This is a genomic window from Streptomyces sp. NPDC054786 (assembly GCF_053611685.1).
The window spans coordinates 88,078-105,787 of sequence record NZ_JBSHAW010000011.1 but is presented as its reverse complement, the minus strand read 5'-3'; the positions used below and the strand labels follow the sequence as shown (position 1 = coordinate 105,787).

General features: G+C 70.4%; 18 protein-coding genes. 5 read left to right on the top strand and 13 right to left on the bottom strand.

Annotated features, from left to right (window positions below; all coding sequences use genetic code 11):
• Positions 1-84: 84 nt before the first annotated feature.
• Positions 85-2,970 (bottom strand): UPF0182 family membrane protein, encoded by a 2,886-nt coding sequence (locus ACWGI6_RS11925; protein WP_453267419.1) that lies wholly within the window; start codon positions 2,968-2,970, stop codon positions 85-87.
• 136 nt (positions 2,971-3,106) lie between these two features.
• Here ACWGI6_RS11925 and ACWGI6_RS11920 point away from each other — a divergent pair, with 136 nt between their 5' ends.
• Positions 3,107-3,661 carry a PPA1309 family protein gene (locus tag ACWGI6_RS11920; RefSeq protein WP_393907646.1) on the top strand — a complete coding sequence of 185 codons (555 nt, stop codon included), beginning with the start codon at positions 3,107-3,109 and terminating at the stop codon, positions 3,659-3,661.
• Positions 3,662-3,767: 106 nt separating this feature from the next.
• On the opposite strand, the gene ACWGI6_RS11915 is transcribed toward ACWGI6_RS11920, so the two are convergent.
• The 4 genes from ACWGI6_RS11915 to ACWGI6_RS11900 all read right to left on the bottom strand — a co-directional run bounded on the left by ACWGI6_RS11915 (position 3,768) and on the right by ACWGI6_RS11900 (position 7,188).
• Positions 3,768-4,865 (bottom strand): YlbL family protein, encoded by a 1,098-nt coding sequence (locus ACWGI6_RS11915; protein ID WP_453267362.1) that lies wholly within the window; start codon positions 4,863-4,865, stop codon positions 3,768-3,770.
• A gap of 126 nt (positions 4,866-4,991) precedes the next feature.
• Entirely contained in the window at positions 4,992-5,174 is a 183-nt protein-coding gene (locus ACWGI6_RS11910) for a hypothetical protein (protein ID WP_393907648.1), read from the bottom strand.
• Between the two features lie 279 nt (positions 5,175-5,453).
• Entirely contained in the window at positions 5,454-5,933 is a 480-nt protein-coding gene (locus tag ACWGI6_RS11905; RefSeq protein ID WP_453267361.1) for a molybdenum cofactor biosynthesis protein MoaE, read from the bottom strand.
• A 103-nt stretch (positions 5,934-6,036) separates the two neighbouring features.
• Positions 6,037-7,188 (bottom strand): SDR family oxidoreductase, encoded by a 1,152-nt coding sequence (locus ACWGI6_RS11900; protein WP_393907650.1) that lies wholly within the window; start codon positions 7,186-7,188, stop codon positions 6,037-6,039.
• A 192-nt stretch (positions 7,189-7,380) separates the two neighbouring features.
• Between ACWGI6_RS11900 and ACWGI6_RS11895 the strand changes: the two genes are divergently transcribed.
• Together ACWGI6_RS11895 and ACWGI6_RS11890 are read left to right on the top strand one after the other, a co-directional pair.
• Positions 7,381-8,844, top strand: a complete 1,464-nt coding sequence (locus tag ACWGI6_RS11895) for a zinc-dependent metalloprotease (protein WP_453267360.1) — start codon at positions 7,381-7,383, stop codon at positions 8,842-8,844.
• The gene (locus ACWGI6_RS11890; protein ID WP_453267359.1) at positions 8,841-9,371 is read left to right on the top strand and encodes an NUDIX hydrolase; all 531 of its coding nucleotides are present in this window, start codon (positions 8,841-8,843) and stop codon (positions 9,369-9,371) included. The genes ACWGI6_RS11895 and ACWGI6_RS11890 overlap by 4 nt, the downstream gene beginning before the upstream one ends.
• Before the next feature lie 85 nt (positions 9,372-9,456).
• Here ACWGI6_RS11890 and ACWGI6_RS11885 read toward each other — a convergent pair whose 3' ends face one another.
• The 4 genes from ACWGI6_RS11885 to ACWGI6_RS11870 all read right to left on the bottom strand — a co-directional run bounded on the left by ACWGI6_RS11885 (position 9,457) and on the right by ACWGI6_RS11870 (position 13,371).
• Positions 9,457-10,215 carry an AIM24 family protein gene (locus tag ACWGI6_RS11885; protein WP_453267358.1) on the bottom strand — a complete coding sequence of 253 codons (759 nt, stop codon included), beginning with the start codon at positions 10,213-10,215 and terminating at the stop codon, positions 9,457-9,459.
• Positions 10,216-10,235: 20 nt separating this feature from the next.
• Positions 10,236-10,919 (bottom strand): AIM24 family protein, encoded by a 684-nt coding sequence (locus tag ACWGI6_RS11880; RefSeq protein WP_453267357.1) that lies wholly within the window; start codon positions 10,917-10,919, stop codon positions 10,236-10,238.
• Between the two features lie 15 nt (positions 10,920-10,934).
• Positions 10,935-12,635, bottom strand: a complete 1,701-nt coding sequence (locus tag ACWGI6_RS11875; RefSeq protein WP_453267356.1) for a TerD family protein — start codon at positions 12,633-12,635, stop codon at positions 10,935-10,937.
• A gap of 112 nt (positions 12,636-12,747) precedes the next feature.
• Entirely contained in the window at positions 12,748-13,371 is a 624-nt protein-coding gene (locus ACWGI6_RS11870) for a M48 metallopeptidase family protein (RefSeq protein ID WP_393907656.1), read from the bottom strand.
• A 178-nt stretch (positions 13,372-13,549) separates the two neighbouring features.
• On the opposite strand from ACWGI6_RS11870, the gene ACWGI6_RS11865 reads away from it, so the two are divergent.
• Positions 13,550-14,677 (top strand): ThiF family adenylyltransferase, encoded by a 1,128-nt coding sequence (locus ACWGI6_RS11865; protein ID WP_453267355.1) that lies wholly within the window; start codon positions 13,550-13,552, stop codon positions 14,675-14,677.
• Positions 14,678-14,733: 56 nt separating this feature from the next.
• Complete coding sequence (locus ACWGI6_RS11860; protein ID WP_453267354.1) at positions 14,734-16,173, top strand: ABC1 kinase family protein; 1,440 nt, start codon at positions 14,734-14,736, stop codon at positions 16,171-16,173.
• Positions 16,174-16,269: 96 nt separating this feature from the next.
• Here ACWGI6_RS11860 and ACWGI6_RS11855 read toward each other — a convergent pair whose 3' ends face one another.
• The 4 genes from ACWGI6_RS11855 to ACWGI6_RS11840 form a co-directional block, all read right to left on the bottom strand.
• Positions 16,270-16,467: a hypothetical protein gene (locus tag ACWGI6_RS11855; protein ID WP_393907659.1), complete on the bottom strand. Its 198-nt coding sequence runs from the start codon at positions 16,465-16,467 to the stop codon at positions 16,270-16,272.
• 102 nt (positions 16,468-16,569) lie between these two features.
• Positions 16,570-16,887: a hypothetical protein gene (locus ACWGI6_RS11850; protein WP_453267353.1), complete on the bottom strand. Its 318-nt coding sequence runs from the start codon at positions 16,885-16,887 to the stop codon at positions 16,570-16,572.
• Positions 16,884-17,237: a WhiB family transcriptional regulator gene (locus ACWGI6_RS11845; protein WP_026169602.1), complete on the bottom strand. Its 354-nt coding sequence runs from the start codon at positions 17,235-17,237 to the stop codon at positions 16,884-16,886. Before ACWGI6_RS11845 ends, ACWGI6_RS11850 begins: the two co-directional genes overlap by 4 nt.
• A gap of 119 nt (positions 17,238-17,356) precedes the next feature.
• Complete coding sequence (locus ACWGI6_RS11840; protein ID WP_453267352.1) at positions 17,357-17,683, bottom strand: hypothetical protein; 327 nt, start codon at positions 17,681-17,683, stop codon at positions 17,357-17,359.
• Positions 17,684-17,710: the final 27 nt, after the last annotated feature.

Below are 17,710 nucleotides of genomic sequence, written 5' to 3'. Positions count from 1 at the left end.
GCGGGGCGGTCCCGCACCGCCGTGGCCCTGTGACCACCGGTTCGCATCGGTGGCCACAGGGCCGGGGGCATACGGCCGACCGGCTCAGCTGCCCGGCTTGCCGCTCTTCTCGGAAGCCTTCGCCGCCCGGTCCAGGGCCGCCTTCAGCTTCTTCTGGGCCTCGCCGTAACCGGCCCAGTCGCCCGAGGCGCGCGCCTTCTCGCCCTCCTCGTAGGCCTTCTGCGCGTCGCCCAGCGCCTGCTGCACCGTCTGGCCCGACGGGGGCGGCTGGCTGGTGTCGCCGCCCGGCGGGTTCTCCGAGCCCGTACTGGGCGCCTTCTTGCCGAAGACCACATCCAGCGCGTCCTTGAGGGAGTCCTCCAGGACGGGCTTGTTGTCGCCGTAACTGACCAGCACCTTCTTCAGGAGCGGGTAGTTGGTGTTGGCACCGCGCAGATACACCGGTTCGACGTAGAGCAGTCCGCCGTCCAGTGGCACGGTCAGCAGATTGCCGTACTCGATCTCCGAGTCGCCGAGTTTCTTGAGGATGTTGAGCTCATTGGCGATGTTCGGATCGGAGTTGAACTTCGACTGCACCAGCTGCGGGCCGGGCACCGGCGTCTGTGAGGGCAGTTTCAGCAGTCTGATCTTGCCGTAGTCGCCGCTGGTCGCATTGGCGTCGACGGCCATGAACGCACCCAGATTGTCGCGCTTGTTGGGCGTGAAGGTCGTCGTCAGCGAGAACGCCCGGTTCTTCTGGTCCGGCATCTTCATGCTCAGGTAGTACGGCGGTACCGCGTTGCCCGACTTGGTCGTCGGGTCGTTCGGGATCTGCCAGCGCTCGGAGCCGGTGTAGAAGGTGCCGGGGTCCGTGACGTGGTACGTGGTCAGCAGCTGGCGCTGCACCTTGAAGAGGTCCTGCGGGTAGCGCAGATGCTCCTTGAGCGCCGGGCTTATGGCGCTCTTCTTCTCGACCGTGCCGGGGAACGACTTCATCCAGGTCTTGAGGACCGGGTCCTTGTCGTCCCACTGGTAGAGCTTCACCGAACCGTCGTAGGCATCCACCGTCGCCTTGACGGAGTTACGGATGTAGTTGACCTGGTTCTGCTGGGCCACCACAGCGCGCTGGCCGTCGGTGAGCGAATCGGCCGTGCTGTCCCCGAGCGTGGTGCGCGAGGCGTACGGATAGCCGTTGCTGGTGGTGTAGGCGTCCACGATCCACTTGACCCGGTGGTTGATGACCGCCGGGTAGGCGTCGCCGTCGATGGTCAGCCAGGGGGCGACGGCTTCGACGCGCTCCTTGGGCGTGCGGTTGTACAGGATCCGCGAGCCCTTGCCGATCGCCCCGGAGTAGAGGATCTGCGGCTCCCCGAACGCCACCGCGTATGCGGCGCGGTTGACCGGGTTCGAGAGGTTGACGCCGCTGCTGCCCTTGTAGCTGTAGCTCTTCTCGCCGCTGTCGTCGGAGTAGTCCAGTTCCTTCTGCGGACCGCCGACGATGGAGTACTGCGAGGTCTTCTCGCCGTAGTACACCCGCTGCTGGTACGAGCCGAGCTGCCCCTTGGCCGGCAGATCCGACTCGGTGTACTTCGGACCACCGCCGTCGGCGGGCTCGGTCCCCTTGGCGGCGACCGCGCCGTAGCCGTGGGTGTACTTGAAGTGGTCGTTGATCCAGTTGCGTTCGGGGATACCGGCGATGTTCAGCTCGCGCAGACCGATGACGGTGTCCTGCTCGGCACCGTCCGTGTCCTTGTACCGGTCGACGTCGAGGGTGGAGGGGAACTGGTAGTACCCGCGCACCTGCTGCTGTTGCTGGAAGGCCGGCGAGACCACATTCGGGTCGAGCAGCCGCACGCTGGCCGTGGTGTCGGCGTCATCGCGCAGCCGCTGGCTCTCCGCCTTGTCGGCGGGCTTGTAGTTGCCCTTGTACGGCGTGACCTCGGAGTCCTGGATGTCGTACGCATCCCGGGTCGCCTTGATGTTCTGCTTGATGTACGGCGCTTCCTTGGCCTGCTCGTTCGGCTGAACCTGGAACTTCTGCACGATCGCCGGGTACAGCCCGCCGATGAGGATCGCCGAGAGCACCATCAGACCGAAGCCGATCACCGGCAGCTGCCACGTCCGCCGCCAGAGGGTGGCGAAGAACAGCACCGCACAGATCGCCGCGATGAAGAACAGGATCGTCTTCGCCGGGAGATAGGCGTTGGCGTCGACATACCGCAGGCCCGTCCAGTTGTCGGCCGACTTCAGGCCGCTGGACTTGACCGCCAGGCCGTACCGGTCGAGCCAGTACGCGATCGCCTTGAGCGAGACGAAAATACCCAGCAGCACCGACAGATGGCCGGTGGCCGCCGCGGTCGCCCGCGAGCCGGGGCTGGTCAGCCGCAGCCCGCCGTACAGGTAGTGCGTCAGCGCCGCGGCGACCAGACACAGCACCGCACAGGCGAAGCCGAAGCTCAACAGGAAGCGGTACCAGGGCAGATCGAAGGTGTAGAAGGCGATGTCCATGCCGAACTGCGGGTCCGTCTTGCCGAACGGCACGCCGTTGACCCACTGCAGCCAGGTCCGCCACTCGCCCGAGGCGGAGGCACCGGCGATCAGGCCGATCACCGCGGTGATCGCGATCAGCGCCCACTTCTTGAACGGCGCGATGCCCATCCGGTAGCGGTCCAGGCTCTGCTGCTCCACGGACATCGCGCTCAGCGGCGGCCGCAGCCGGTGCGCCAGCCAGACGTTGACGCCGACGGCCACGGCCATCAGAACGCCGAAGGAGAAGAACAGACCGATCTTGGTCCACAGGGTGGTGGTGAAGACCGAGGAGTACTTGACCGAGCGGTACCAGAGCCAATCGGTCCAGAACCCTGCAAACATCACAAAGAGCATGGCCAATACGGCCAGCACACCCAATGTCATGAGCAGGGTCCGGATCCGCCGCGATGGTCGGCCGACTCTGATCCGTGGCCCTGTCGGGCCTCCGCCGCGGTCCGGCATCTGGAAAGCCAAGGTGCGCACCTCGAAGTTCGCTGTCGTGTGGAGCAGGCCCGGCGATAGTAGGACCCACCGATGCAACTTACGAAGGCTTTACTCAGTTCCCGCTTTCCGGGGTACACAAGGCACGATGTTGAGCATGACCAACCTCCCCGTTGACGGCACCCCCCTCGCCGCCGACCCCCTGACCCGCGCGGTGCTCGAAATCGACGAGTACAGCGCCGGGCTCGGCTGGGATCAGCCCGCCCGACTGTTCGCCCTCGTCGACACCGCCAAGCTGCGTGCGCAGGAGCCCTCGCTCGCCGCCCAGCTCGGCATCGACGACTCCACCACCACGTCCCTGACCCCCGTGGAACAGGACGAGATCCCGGCGGGCGTCCCGCTGGACGAGTTCCTGGCCACCATTGCCTGGCCGGACGCCGTCGCGGGCTGCGCGCTGACCGTGGAGCGGCTGATGCTGCCGCCGTCCGCCGAGGACTCCGAGCCCGAGGGCATGGACGAGGCGCAGCTCGCCAAGTGGGTCGCCAAGCACCCGGACCGCCAGGAAGTCCGGATGACGGTGGCCGTGCTGCGGGACGGACGGCGTGAGTCGGCACTGCGGCTGCGCGAGAAGGACTCCACGTCCGAGGTGCTCACCGGCTCGGCGCTGGTGCCGGGCCTCGCGGAAGCACTGGCGGCGACGTTCGAGGGCTGACCGCCGCCTGCTGAGCTGACGCCCGGGCCCGGCGTGCGCGTCGGGCCCGGGCGGATTCTCGCTCCGGGCCGGGCCGGCCCTGAACCGTCGGACAGGCTCCAGGAGCCTAGGAGCGACCCGCGGGGCTGCAGCTCGGCAGGCCCGCGGTGTCGCCCTTGCGGATCTTCTCCAGCGCCTTGACGGCGTCGCCTATGGTGCCGACCTTGACCAGGGTGAGCCCCTGCGGGGTGTCCTTGGCCGCTGCGGCGCAGTTCTCCTTGGGCGTCAGGAAGTACTGAGCGCCCTTGTCGTGCGCACCGACCGTCTTCATCGAGATGCCACCGATCGGGCCGACCTTGCCCTTGTCGTCGATGGTGCCCGTACCGGCCACGAACTTGCCGCCCGTCATGTCCCCGGGCGTGAGCTTGTCGACGATGCCGAGCGCGAACATCAGCCCGGCGCTCGGGCCGCCGACATCGGCCAGCTTGACGTCGATGGGGAACGGGAAGATGTGATCCACCCCGGCCTGGATGCCCACGATGGCGCGGCCGTCGTCGGCCTTCTGCGTGGTGATCGTGATCTGCTTCGCGCCGGTCCCGGGCTTCTTGCCCCGCTTCTCCGCCGCGGCGGCGTCCTTGGCGGGGATGATCGTGAAGGTGACCTTCTCGCCCGGCTTGTGCCGGGTGACGAGCTTGGCGACGTCACCGGCCTGCTTGACCTCCGTGCCGTCCACCGCCTTGATCACATCGCCCGCGTGCAGCCGCCCGTCGGCCGGCTTGTTCTTGACGACGGAACCGACGACGGTCTGGGTGGCGACCGGGACGTGCAGCTGGTTGAGGGCGGAGACCTTGGCGCTCTCCTGGGACTGGCTGAACTCCTCGGCGTTCTCCTGGTCGGCCTGCTCGGCCGTCTGCCCCTCGGGGTAGAGCGTCTTGTGCGGCACCACGGCGTTGTCGTGGTCGAGCCAGCCGTACACCGCCTCGAACAGGTTCATGCGGTAGTCGGGGCCGGTGACCCGGACGGTGGTCATGTTGAGATGACCGGTCGTCGGGAACGTCTTGCGTCCGGAGATCTGCAGCACCGGCTCGCCGGCGTGATCACCAAGGGTGTTGACCGTCGGCCCCGGAGACATCTCGGAGTACGGCACGGGGATCAGTACCCCGGCGCAGAGCAGCGCGATCAGCATCAGGGTCGAGGCGAGCAGCGTCGCGGTGCGGCGTGGCATGGAACGACAGTACGGGACGGGTATGACAACCGGCCCGCGGGGCCGTCCGTACGAGGTCGAACACCCGCCCGTGAGCGGCCGTCATCCCAAAGGGTGATGCTTGCTTTCGCGAACCGGCGGGGAACGTCAGACGGGGTCCGAGGCGGGGTCGGGAACGGAGTGCTCTCTCTCCATGGCGTCACGGAACCGTGCATAGCCCGCGAGCTCCGCAACATCCCCGGCCTTGCGGTTCCGTAGGGCCCAGCTGCTCCACACCGCGGCAATCAGCCCGGCACCAACCGGAATCAGCAACCAGAGGAGCGCACCCATCAGCGACCTCCCAACCCCTTGTACGACCGCGATCGACGAATAAGCAGATTAACCATCTGCTGGATAAACGCTCACGCCAGGGGGCGGGTTACGCAACCGGAACACAAGGCACCGGTTCGGCCTCATGTTCGGCGGCCACCACCCCGTGGCTACAGGCCACAGCCCGCCGCGTCTGTCATGTCGCCTGCCCCGGGATCGCGCCGTTACGCACCGGGGCGAGCCTCCGCCCCCGGACGACGGCACGACGCGTCGCCCCGCCCTCCGCGCACGGGAACGGCGCTACGCTCCCACCCACTCTTCGGTGCCGTCGGAGAACGTCTGATGCTTCCAGATCGGCGCCTGGTGCTTGAGATCGTCGATCATCTTGCGGCAGGCCTCGAACGCCTCGCCACGGTGCGGGCAGGACACCGCGACCACCACGGCCAGATCGCCGATGCGCAGATCGCCCACTCGATGGACGGCGGCCAGCGCCCGCACCGGGAATTCGGCGATCACCTTCTTGGCGATCCGGCGCATCTCCGCCTCGGCCGTCGGGTGCGCGGAGTAGCCCAGGCCGTCGACGTCCGCGCCGTTGTCGTGCGAGCGGACCGTGCCGACGAACAGGGCCGTGCCGCCGGCGGCCGTGTCTCCCACGGCCGCGAACACCTCGTCCACGGACAGCGCGCTGTCGCGGATCCCCAGGAGCCGGATCGGGTCCGGCGCGGCCTGCTCACCGGGGTGGTCGCGGCCGGGGGTCGAGGGGGAAGGCATGCCAGACATACCCCCATCGTGCCGTACGCGGGCACGGTGGGGAATGGCCGTTTCCGCCGGTCGTCCCGGCCGCCGTATGGAGACTCCTCCAGCCCGGCGGGCCGGGTTCCGCTCAGATCCGGCGGCGGGCCTTACGGGCGCGCCGGACCAGCGCGGCGGTGCCCAGGAGGGCGACGGTGGCACCGGCGGCACCCGCGGCGGTGGCGTCCTTGCGGCCCAGCCTGCGGCCCGCGACGGTGTGCCGTCCGGCGACCTCCTCCAGGAGCTCGGCGAGCACCTCCTCGTTCGTCCACCGGGGACGCCAGCCCGCATCGTGCAGCCGGCTGCCGCTGACCACCCACGGATGCATCGTGTACGCGAGGTCCCCGGCGGGCGACGGCGTCAGGCCGATGCGGTGCAGGCGGGCGGCGGCGCCCAGGGCCACCGAGGACGGCAGCTCCATGCGCCGGATGCCGGAGAGCTCCTCGACCTCCTCCTGCTCCAGCCAGCCGTCGCAGCCCACCGCCAGCTCGCCGTCGACCTTCTCCAGCGCGGCGAACTCCAGGGCGCTGACCAGGTCCTCGACGTGGCAGAACTGCCAGGCGGGGCGGGATCCGGCGACGACCAGGAGGCGGGGCGACTCGAAGTAGCGGGTCAGCGCGGTATCCGTGCCGCCCACCAGGACGGTGGGGCGCAGCACGGTGACGTTCAGGCCGGGGTGCGCGCGGGGTGCGCGGTGCGCCAGGTGCTCGATCTCCAGGAGGTCGCCGACACCGGTGGCGTCCGCGGTGGCCCGCAGCTCGGAGTCCTCTGCCAGGGGAACATCGTTGTCGGGCAGCGCCCCGTAGACCATGGCGGAGGTACACAGCACCACCCGGTGGATGCCGGCGGCCGCGGCGGCGGTGAGCACGGTCTGGGTGCCGCGCACGTTGTACGCGGTGCGCGCCGCGTCGTCGGTCTCCAGGTCGAGGTCGAGCGCGAGGTGGACGACGACATCGGCGCCGCGCAGCTTGTCGGCGATGGCCGGGTCCCGGACGTCCAGGACGTGCCAGTGCGCCTCGGCGACGTCGCCGCGCCGCTCGTCGATGGCCACCACCTCCTTGACCTCGTCGGATGCGACCAGGGCACGAGTGAGCAGCGCACCGACTCCGGATGCGGCTCCGGTGACGGCGACCACGGGCCGACGCAGCGGCCGGTCCGTGGCCCCGCCTGCGGTGTTGCCTGCCTTCTCGGTCTGGGCCGCAGCGTTTCGCGCTGCGCGAACGGTCGGATCTGGGGAACTCACCGGGCGTCTCCAGCGGTTGTCTTCAGTGCGGACACGTGCTGATACGTCCGCACCAGGTGGCGTCCATCCTGCCGCAGCCACCGGGTCAGCGAAGCACCGAGCCCCGAAGCGGTCCGGGTGTCTACGCTGGAGGTGATGTCGGGCAGCCGCCGTCGGCCACCTGGTCGGCGGCCTTACGAGCCGAGGAAACCCGTGAGTGACACCCCATTTGGATTCGGCCTTCCGCCGGAGGAGCCGGAGGACGGCGACAACGGCAAGAAGAAGGGCGGCCAGGGAGGTAGCCAGGACCCCGCGGACCCGTTCGGGTTCGGCGGCGGGAGCGGCGGCGCGGACAACCCGTTCGCGGCGCTCTTCGGCGGCATGGGCGGCCCCGGCGGCGAAATGAACCCTGGCGACCTGGGAGCGGCCTTCCAGAAGCTCGGACAGATGCTCTCCTACGAGGGCGGCCCGGTGAACTGGGACATGGCCAAGGACATTGCGCGGCAGACCGTCGCGCAGGGCGCCGAGGACGGCAGCAAGGACGCGAGCCTGTCGCCGGGTGAGCGGAGCGCGGTCGAGGAGGCCGTGCGCCTCGCCGACCTGTGGCTGGACGGTGTGACGTCGCTGCCGTCGGGCTCCGGCTCGGTGGTGGCCTGGAGCCGCGCCGAGTGGGTCGAGGAGACCCTCCCGGTGTGGCAGGACCTGGTCAACCCGCTCGCCGAGCGCGTCGGAGCGGCCATGGGCGACGTACTGCCCGGGGAGATGCAGGCCATGGCGGGCCCGCTGCTCGGGATGATGCGCTCCATGGGCGGTGCGATGTTCGGCACCCAGATCGGCCAGGCGCTGGGCGTGCTCGCCGGTGAGGTCGTCGGTTCGACGGACATCGGACTTCCGCTGGGGCCGGCCGGCAAGGCCGCGCTGCTGCCCGGGAACATCGCGGGGTTCGGCGAGGGCCTGGGCGTGCCGGAAGAGGAAGTGCGGCTGTATCTGGCCCTGCGTGAGGCCGCCCACCAGCGGCTCTTCGCCCATGTGCCGTGGCTGCGCTCGCATCTGTTCGGTGCCGTCGAGGGCTATGCGCGCGGCATCAAGGTCGACACGACCAAGCTGGAGGACGTGGTCGGCCAGATCGATCCGCAGCACCCCGAGGAGCTGCAGAACGCCCTTCAGCAGGGCATGTTCCAGCCCGAGGACACCCCGGAGCAGAAGGCGGCACTGGCCCGGCTGGAGACCGCGCTGGCGCTCGTCGAGGGCTGGGTGGACGCGGTGGTGCACGCCGCCGCCAAGCCGCATCTGCCGTCGGCGGACAAGCTCCGGGAGACGCTGCGGCGGCGCCGGGCCAGCGGTGGCCCCGCCGAGCAGACGTTCTCGACGCTGATCGGTCTGCAGCTGCGGCCGCGGCGGCTGCGGGACGCCTCGCGGCTGTGGGCGTCGCTGACGGATGCGCGGGGTCTGGAGGGCCGCGACGGCCTGTGGGAGCACCCGGACATGCTGCCGACGGCGGCGGACCTGGACGACCCGGACGGGTTCGTGCACCACGAGCAGCCCGACTTCTCCGAGCTCGACAAGATGCTCGGCGAGGCCGCGAGCGGCGGCACGCCGGATCCGGGCGGGCCCGCTCGGGGAAACGACGGCCCGGACGAGGCTCCCGGTGAGGGCAAGGGTGACGACGCCACGTGAGTCTGCATGAGGAGGCGGCGCGGGTGCTCAAGGAGTGGCCCGCGCCGTCGGCCGACCAGGAGCAGCTGCGGCTGGCGTATCTGGACCACCTCGCCGCCCATCAGGACGGCATGTGGAAGCCCTGCAAAGACGGACACCTCACGGCCAGCGCGCTGGTGATCGATCCGGTCGGCGGCCGGGTGCTGCTCACCCTGCACCGCAAGCTGGAGATGTGGCTGCAGATGGGCGGCCACTGCGAGCCGGAGGATGCCTCACCGGCCGATGCGGCGCTGCGTGAGGCGCGCGAGGAGTCGGGGATCACGCAGGGGCTGACGCTGCTGCCCGGCGGCCCGGTGCGACTGGATCGTCATCACACACCCTGCGCGGTGCACTTGGACGTCCAGTACGCGGCGCTGGCTCCAAAGGGCGCGGTGGCGGCGATCAGCGACGAGTCGCTGGATCTGCGGTGGTTCGCGTACGACGAGGTGCCCGGCGTCGCCGATGCGTCGGTGGTGCGCCTGGTCGAGCGCACCCGCGCACTCCTCTAGACGGCAGCCCGACAGCACACGCATTCCGGCGCCCGCCCCCTCCCGGGGCGGGCGCCGGAGTACGTCAACGGCGCCTCGGCGGCACTCAGTTGGTGAAGATGTTGCCCTGGTTCATTCCCCGGGCGCCCTGCTGGCCCATGCCGAACTGGGCGGCCGCGCCGGAGCCGACGACGGCATTCTGCGGCGGCAGCAGCTCGCTGGGCTGGACCAGTGCGTAGCCCTGGCCGAGGAAGCTGAGTTCCCAGCCCTCGCCCGTGTTGCCGCGCCGGCGCCACACACCCGAGGAGTGGGTCTGTGCCTGCATCTGCACGCGCAGCGAAGCGGACCAGGCGACCACCGCGTCGGCGTCGGCGTTGACGTACTTGTCGGGCGTGACCTGCAGCATCAGCGGCTGGCCGGAGGTCATCAGAACGACCTTGCCCTGCCCGGAGATGTTGAGCTGGTACTTGCCGGTGCCGGAGATGCCGTACTGGCTGTCGACGGAGACGACCTCCCAGTGGAGGCCGGAGTCCAGGGCCAGGACGTAACTGCTGTCGACGGTCAGGCCGTCGTGGTCGACGTCGACGACATGGACGTACTGGGCGAGGTTGGCCAGATAGACCGTGCCCTGCCCGGAGACGCGCATCAGATCGAGGCCCTCACCGGAGTGCGCGCGGGCGCGCCGCTGGCCGGGCGTCTGGTAGTTGCCGTCGAATTCGAGCAGCCCCTGGTAGGCGACCATCGCACCCTTACGGGCGAGGACGTCCTCGTGGCCCTGGAGGGCGACGCGCAGCAGCTGGCTGTTCTGCAGGGCGTAGCGGTCCTGGGTCTGTGCCTCGGTGAAGGCGAAAAGCGGACTCTGCATGGCGTGTTCGGTCCTCCCCCTCAGCCCCGGGCCCGGAGCCGGTCGGTGCTGTCCTCGCTGGGCTGGACGACGACGAACCCCTGGCCGGAGAAGCCCAGTTGGTATGCCTCGCCGCTGCCGCGTCCGATCATCGAGGACGCCTTGAAGCTGCGCTTGCCCTTCATCTTCAGATTGGTCGACCAGGCGACCAGGGCGTCCGGGTCCACATACGTCTCGTCCTCACCGCGGCCGCAGTCGACGACGATGGGGGTGCCCCGGGAGGTCAGGGCGACCCAGCCGGTGCCGGAGATACCGACGTTGAAGAGCCCCTGGCCGGCGAATTTCGCCATGCCCTTGACGCGCTGCACGCCCCACTGGAGCTGCGCGTCGAAGGCGAGGAGGTTGGTGCCGTTGACGGAGAGCGAGTCGCCGTTGAGGTTGATGCAGACCACGTCGGCCCCGTAGTCGGCGAGGTAGAGCAGGCCGTCCCCGGAGCACTTCATGAGGGGTGCGCCTTCGCCGGTGATCCACTGGGAGGCCATCTGGCGGACGGCGGGCGGGTTCGGCTCGTACTGGACGAAGCCTTCGTAGGCGACCATCGAGCCGGTGCGGGCGAAGACGTCCTGGCCGCTCTGCATGGCGATCTTCACCATGGCGCTGCCGTGGTTCTCCATGCGGACGGCGGGCGGGGTCGGGGCGTAGCCCGACAGCTGCTGCTGGTTCATGACTTACGGGCTCCCTCAGACCTCGTAGGGCTGGACGACGATGAAGTTGCCGGGCGCGCCGCGGAACTGGAGGTTCACGGTCTCGCCGGAGTGGCCGGGGAAGGCATGCCGGCGCAGGCTCACCTGGCTGGAGATGATCACCTGCGAGGCCGCGGACCAGGCCACGATGGCGTTGGCATCGGCGTAGGTGGTCGGGGTGACCGGCAGCACGACCGGAGTGCCCTGGGTCTTGACGACGAGGGTGCCGGTCCCCTGGAACTGCATGGTGAACAGGGCGCCCCCGGGGATGCCGTGGCCCTCGATCCGGCGGACCTCGTGCTGCAGCGACTCGTCGAAGGCGAGGACGCTGTCGGCGGACACACAGATGGCGTCGCCCTGCAGCTCGATGGGGTGGACATGGGCGCTGTTCTCGGCGAAGAAGACCTGGCCCTGGCCGGTGCAGCGCATCAGCTGCATTTCCTGGCCGGTGGCGTTGCCGACGATCCGGCCGCGGAAGCCGGCGCCCTTGTAGCCGAAGTCGACCTTGCCCTGGTAGAGCACCATGCTGCCCTGGCGGGCGAGCACCGGCTGGCCGTCGACGCCGAGGTCGACGCGGATCAGCTTGCTGTTCTGCGGGGTCCAGCGCTGGCCGGTGGGGGCTTCCTTGTACTTGTCCAGCACAGCGCCGAGGCCGGGGCCGCCGCCCTGAGGCACGGCCGTGGCCTGGCCGCCCGGATACGGGGCGCCCGGGGGCGGTCCCGGCTGCCCGTACGGGGCGGGCTGCCCCTGCGGGGCGCCGTATCCGCCGGGCGGCGGGGCGGGCTGGCCGTAGGGCGGGGCCTGCGGGACCTGCTGGCCGGGGTAGCCGCCCGGTGCGGTCTGCGGCTGGCCGTACGGGTCCTGACCGGGCGCCGGCTGGCCGTATGGGGCGGGCGGCTGCTGGCCGGGCGGCCCGGGCACACCGGGCGGGGCCAGCGGGGCGGCGATGGTGGGTGCGCTGTGCACCTGCGGGTCGGCGGGCTGCGGCGCGGGGGCCGGCGGCGGCGCCGGCGGCGCGCCCTGGGGCGGGCCGAAGTCGGGCGCGGGCTGCTGCGGTACGGGCGCGGCGGCGGGCGCCCCGAAGGACGGCGCGGGGGCCGCGGCTCCGGGCGGCGGCGCGAAGCCGGGCGCGCCCTGTGCCGTTGCGGGCGGCGCCGGCGCCTCGGCCTCTTCGGCGACCTCGCCGCCGAAGTTCTTCAGCAACGCGTCGAGGCCGCCGTCGAAGCCCTGGCCGACCGCGGCGAACCGCCAGACGTCCTTGAGGTAGAAGTCGCCGAGCATGACGGCGCGTTCGGTGCTGAATTCGCTGCCGTCGAAGGAGTAGCGGGCGACCTCCTCGCCGCCGGCCACGATCCGGAGGTAGCCGGGTCCGATCTGCGAGACCTGGCCCGCCCCGTCGAGCGCGGCGGTGAAGGAGAGCTTCTGGATCTGCGGCGGGATCTTGTCGAGGGTGACCCGGAACGACTCGCTGTCGCCGGCCTGCGCCCCGAGCAGCTGGACCGACTCCTCGGGCGACTTGGGCTGGTTGAAGAAGATGAAGTACCGGTCGTCGGACAACCGCTCGTCGGCGTCCAGACCGAAGCAGCTGATGTCGAAGGTCAGGCCGGGCCCGGCGATCTGCACACCGACGTACAGATCCGTTCCCGCCGTCAGATCACCGATCTTGGCCTTGTGGCCCCGCTGGAATTCCCTGGCCATACGTAACGCCCGTCCCCCGCTCCCGCTGTGAGTTGCTCTGCGCGGCCAGGCTAACCGCTGGCGCCGACAGCAGGCGATGCCGGGGCACTGCGGATCTCATCCGATGCCGCGGTCACTCTCCGCGGGCGGTGGGCAGATGGGGCAGCCGGTCGGCCGCGACCACTCCTTCGAGGTAGCCGCGGGCCCGCTCCGTACGGGGGTAGGCCTCCAGCAGGTGCCAGAACCGGGGGCCGTGGCCGGGGACGAGCAGATGGGCGAGTTCGTGCAGCAGGACGTAGTCGATGACGTACTCCGGCATGCCCTGAAGGCGGTGCGACAGGCGGATGCTGCCCTCTGCGGGGGTGCACGATCCCCAGCGGGTGTTCTGGTTGGTCACCCAGCGCACCGACGCGGGGCTGGCCCGGCCGTCCAGATACTGGCCGGACAGGCGCTCGGCGCGCTCGGCCAGCTCCCCGTCGCCCAGCATCCGCTTGCTTTCCTGGGCGGCGAGCTTGTCCAGCATGACGGTGACCCAACGCCGTTCCTCGGCCTCGGACATACGGGCCGGAATCAGGACAACCGTGCGGTCGCCCTCGCGGTACGCCGAGACCGTTCTGCGCCGCCGGGAGCTGCGGCGCACCTCGACGGCGCTGGTGCCTGACCCGCGGGCCTTCGGGTTCGGGGCAGCCCTGCGCGATGTGTCAGCGGCGCGGCGCAAGGGTGTCTCCCCTGGGCCGTGGGAAGGGTCGGCGGGCACGCGCCCGACGTTACCCGCTGGCAGTGCGGTAAGTCCCGCCCCGCGGACGGTTCGCCACCGAACCACTCCATGGCGTGCACCGCTTGTATGACCGTTGCCCACCGCCTGTGGATAACTTCCGCACGGATCCGCGGCACGGCGCATGCTGAGAGCCGGACGACGAAGGACGGGGGCGGAGATGAGTCATCCGATGCTCAAGCCCGCGCTGCGGCGCGGCTGGCGGGACAGGGAAACCGTGCGGTTCGGCGTGGCGCCGGCGCATGCGATGGTGGTCGGCCCGGTCGACACGGCGACCGGCAGCTTCCTCTCGCTGATCGACGGCACCCGCACCATGGAGCGGTTGATCGAGGAGGCCGCGTTACTGGACCTCCCGCCCGAGCACGTGCGGGGTGTGGTGGGGCGGCTCGGCGCGGCCGGGCTGCTGGAGGCCCCCACCGCCGGCGGCCCGCCGGCCGAGGCGGTACGGGCGGACCACGCCGCCTTCGAACAGCTGCGGCCCGACCTGGCGTCCCTCTCGGTGCGGCATCCGGACCCCGCGGGCGCCCTGGGCCGGATGGGGGCGCGCCGGGCGGTCCGGGCCCGGGTCAAGGGGGCGGGGCGGGTCGGCGCCGCGGTCGCGGCGCTGCTCTCGGCCTCGGGGATCGGCCGGGTGGAGGTGTTCGACGGCGGCATGGTCCAGCCGTGGGACGTGATGCCCGGCGGGCTGCCGGCCGAGCGGATCGGCGAGCGGCGGGACGCGGCCGCGCAGCGGCTGGTCCACCGGTCTTCCCCCTGGGGCCGCACCCCACGGCCGCGGATCCCGGTCAGCGAATCCGGCGAACCCGGGCTGTCCCTGGTGGTGCTCGCCCCGCGCGACGGGCTCGGCGCGTACGCCCCCGACCCCGTGATCTCCGAGCCGCTGCTCACCGCCGGAATCCCACATCTTTACGCGGGGGTGATCGAGGGCACGGGTGTGGTGGGTCCGTTGGTGCTGCCCGGAGGTTCGGCCTGTGCCCGCTGCGATGAACTACGCCGTACGGACGCGGAGCCGGCCTGGCCGCGGCTGCTGGCGCAGTGGCGGTCGGGGCGTGGTTCACCCGCGGTGCCGGCCTGCGATGCCGCGCTGGCAACTGCGGTCGCGGGGGTCGCCGCCGTCCAGGCGCTGACGTTCCTCGACGGTGAACTACCGCCGTGCACAGGGGCCCGGATGGAGTTCGCCTCGCCGTGTGCAAGCGTGCGGACGGCGCGGATCGAGCCGCATCCGGAGTGCGGCTGCGGCGCCGCCGTCTCGCCGAGTGCGGCAGGCGCCTCGGATCCTCGGCCGTGACACGCCACAATGACGGAGTAACCCCGGTTGGGGGACAGTGTGAGTTGGAGGGGCGCATGTCTGATCTTCCCCGCAAGGCGGTCACCCGCACCGCCAAGCTGGCCGCGCTGCCACTGGGGTTCGCCGGCCGTGCCACCTGGGGCCTCGGCAAGCGGATCGGCGGCAGATCCGCCGAAATCGTCGGCCGTGAGCTGCAACAGCGCACCGCGGAACAGCTCTTCAAAGTGCTCGGTGAGCTGAAGGGCGGGGCGATGAAGTTCGGGCAGGCTCTGTCCGTCTTCGAGTCGGCACTGCCCGAGGAGATCGCCGGCCCCTACCGCGCCGCCCTGACGAAGCTTCAGGAGGCGGCACCCCCGATGCCGACCAGCACGGTGCACTCGGTACTGGCAGAGCGGCTCGGCGAGGAGTGGCGGGAGCTGTTCGAGGAGTTCGAGGAAAAGCCGGCCGCGGCTGCCTCGATCGGGCAGGTCCACCGTGCGGTGTGGCACGACGGCCGTGAGGTGGCCGTCAAGGTGCAGTATCCGGGTGCCGGTCAGGCGCTGCTGTCGGACCTGGCCCAGCTGAGCCGGTTCGCCCGGCTGCTGGGCCCGCTGATCCCGGGCATGGACATCAAGCCACTGATCACCGAGCTGCGCGACCGGGTGTCGGAGGAGCTGGACTACTCCCTGGAAGCAGCGGCACAGCAGGCTCATGCCGAGGAGTTCGCCGACGACCCGGATGTGGTGGTGCCGGCCGTGGTGCACCAGTGCGACGAGGTGCTGGTGACCGAGTGGATGGACGGGGTACCGCTGTCGGAGGTGATCGCGGACGGCACCGACGAGCAGCGGGACCGGGCCGGTCAGCTCCTGGCCCGCTTCCTCTTCTCCGGTCCCGCCCGTACCGGCCTGCTGCACGCCGACCCGCACCCGGGCAACTTCCGGCTGCTGGCCGGGGACTTCCCGGACGGCCCGGTCGAGGAGTGGCGGCTGGGGGTGCTGGACTTCGGCACCGTCGACCGGCTGCCCGAGGGGCTGCCGCGGACGATCGGGACCTCGCTGCGGATGACGCTGGACGGCGAGGCGGATGCCGTCTACCAGCTGCTGTGCGAGGAGGGCTTCGTCAAGGAGTCCATCGAGCTGGATCCGGACGCGGTGCTGGAATATCTGCTGCCGATCATCGAACCCGCCCAGGCGGACGCGTTCACCTTCACCCGGGGCTGGATGCGCCATCAGGCCGCCCGGGTCGGTGATCCGCGCTCCCCCGCCCACCAGTTGGGCAAGCAGCTCAATCTGCCGCCCGCCTACCTCCTGATCCACCGTGTGACCTTGAGCACGATCGGGGTGCTGTGCCAGCTGGGGGCGACGGTACGGCTGCGCGACGAGCTGGAGGCGTGGCTGCCCGGCTTTGTGCCCGAGGAGGAGCCGGCCGGCCCGGACGTCACGGGCATCAGCAGCGTCATGGAAAAAGAGATCGGTGCGGACCTCGGCGAGGAAGCCGTCGAGGAGACCACGGCCTGAGCCCGGCCCACCGGGCCGCACGGCCCCTTCCGTTCGCTCCGCCGACCGGAGCGGACGGGAGGGCCTGAGGCCTTCCGGCCTCGGTGGTGCTCGGTCCTACCACCAGCTCGAGTCCAGGCGCCCTTCGATGGCCCGGATGTTCTCCCGCGCGCAGCTGTCGCAGAAGTAGCGGCGCTCACCGTTCTCGACGGAGCAGGTCCAGGTCGGCGGAGAGCCCTCGGCGACCGCGCCACAGCCGGCGCACACCGTGTTTCCGTCGGCCAACTCCGCCTGTTCGTGCGTCTTCTGGTCCACCAGCCGACGATATCCCCGTCAACCCCGTGAATCGGGATACAACGCACCACGGGGCCCGCCCTGTCGGACGGACCCCATGGCCGGCGGCGTCTGCGCGCCGCCTTACTGCATCACGGCCATCGCCAGCGCCCGGCGGGCGCGGAGCGACGCGCGCTCGGCGCGCCGCTGCATACGCCGCGCGGCGGCGAGCCGATGAGCCCTGCGTTCCGATTCAGCCTCCTGAAGGCGTTCGTGCATATGCGCACGCGCCAGGGCTTCTGGGATGAGTTGCATGGCGAGGTTCCTGTTCTGACGCGACTCGATCGCGTCGGTGTTCACGGGGACGGGGGTGTCGGTGAGAGAGGGGTTCATCGTGAAGTCCTGCTTCTGGGGATCCCGTGTGACGGGACGGTCGATCGTTCCTGTGCCGATGGTGTTCATGCCGCGACCGGGTTCTTGCGCGGACGGCCACGCGGACGCTTCCGCGGCACGACGACGCCCTGGACGAAGAGCTCGCCACCCCAGACGCCCCACGGTTCACGGCGGTCCTTGGCACCGGCGAGACAGGCCTCACGGACCGGACAGGTCTGGCACAGCGTCTTGGCGTACTCGACGTCGGCCGGGGACTCGGCGAAGAAGACCTCGGGGTCGTAGGTGCGGCACGGAACGGCAGCGCCGAGGCGGTCGATCTCGTCGTCGAGCTCGGTGAGGGGAAGCAAGGAGTTCTCCTGGGGGTCGGGCGGAGGGATCAGGTCGGTTGCTACGGACGGGGTGTGCGTCTGCAGTTGCACGGTGGTGTGTTCCTCGTCTGTTCGGCCCGGCTGGTGGCGGGCGCGTGGGGCAAACAAAAGGGCCGCGGATCCCGGTGTGGGTTCCGCGGCCCTGGAAGGTGCCGACCTGATCGTGCCGATCAGGCTGGATCTCTCCAGGGTTCGAGGCCGCGGTAGGCCCACATGTCATGCTGCGTCTGGTACTGCTTCCGGGATTCGGCACCGTTGGCCGCCGCGAAGGCAAAGGCATTCACCGATGCCGCCGTTGCTGCTACCGCAGGTGCCTCGGTCGGTCGCGCGGTGCGCTCACTGCGCGTCAGCACAGTGAGGGACTCGGGGCGCGCGACCTCGATACCGGAGAGACGGCCGGAGCCGGACAGACCGGTACCAAGGAGCGAGGAGCCGAGCGGGCAGGTGGCGACGACCGAGAGATCGGTCATTTTGTTGGTCTCGATGATGCTGATCACTGGGCTCGCCTCCTCTCGGCGTCTCGG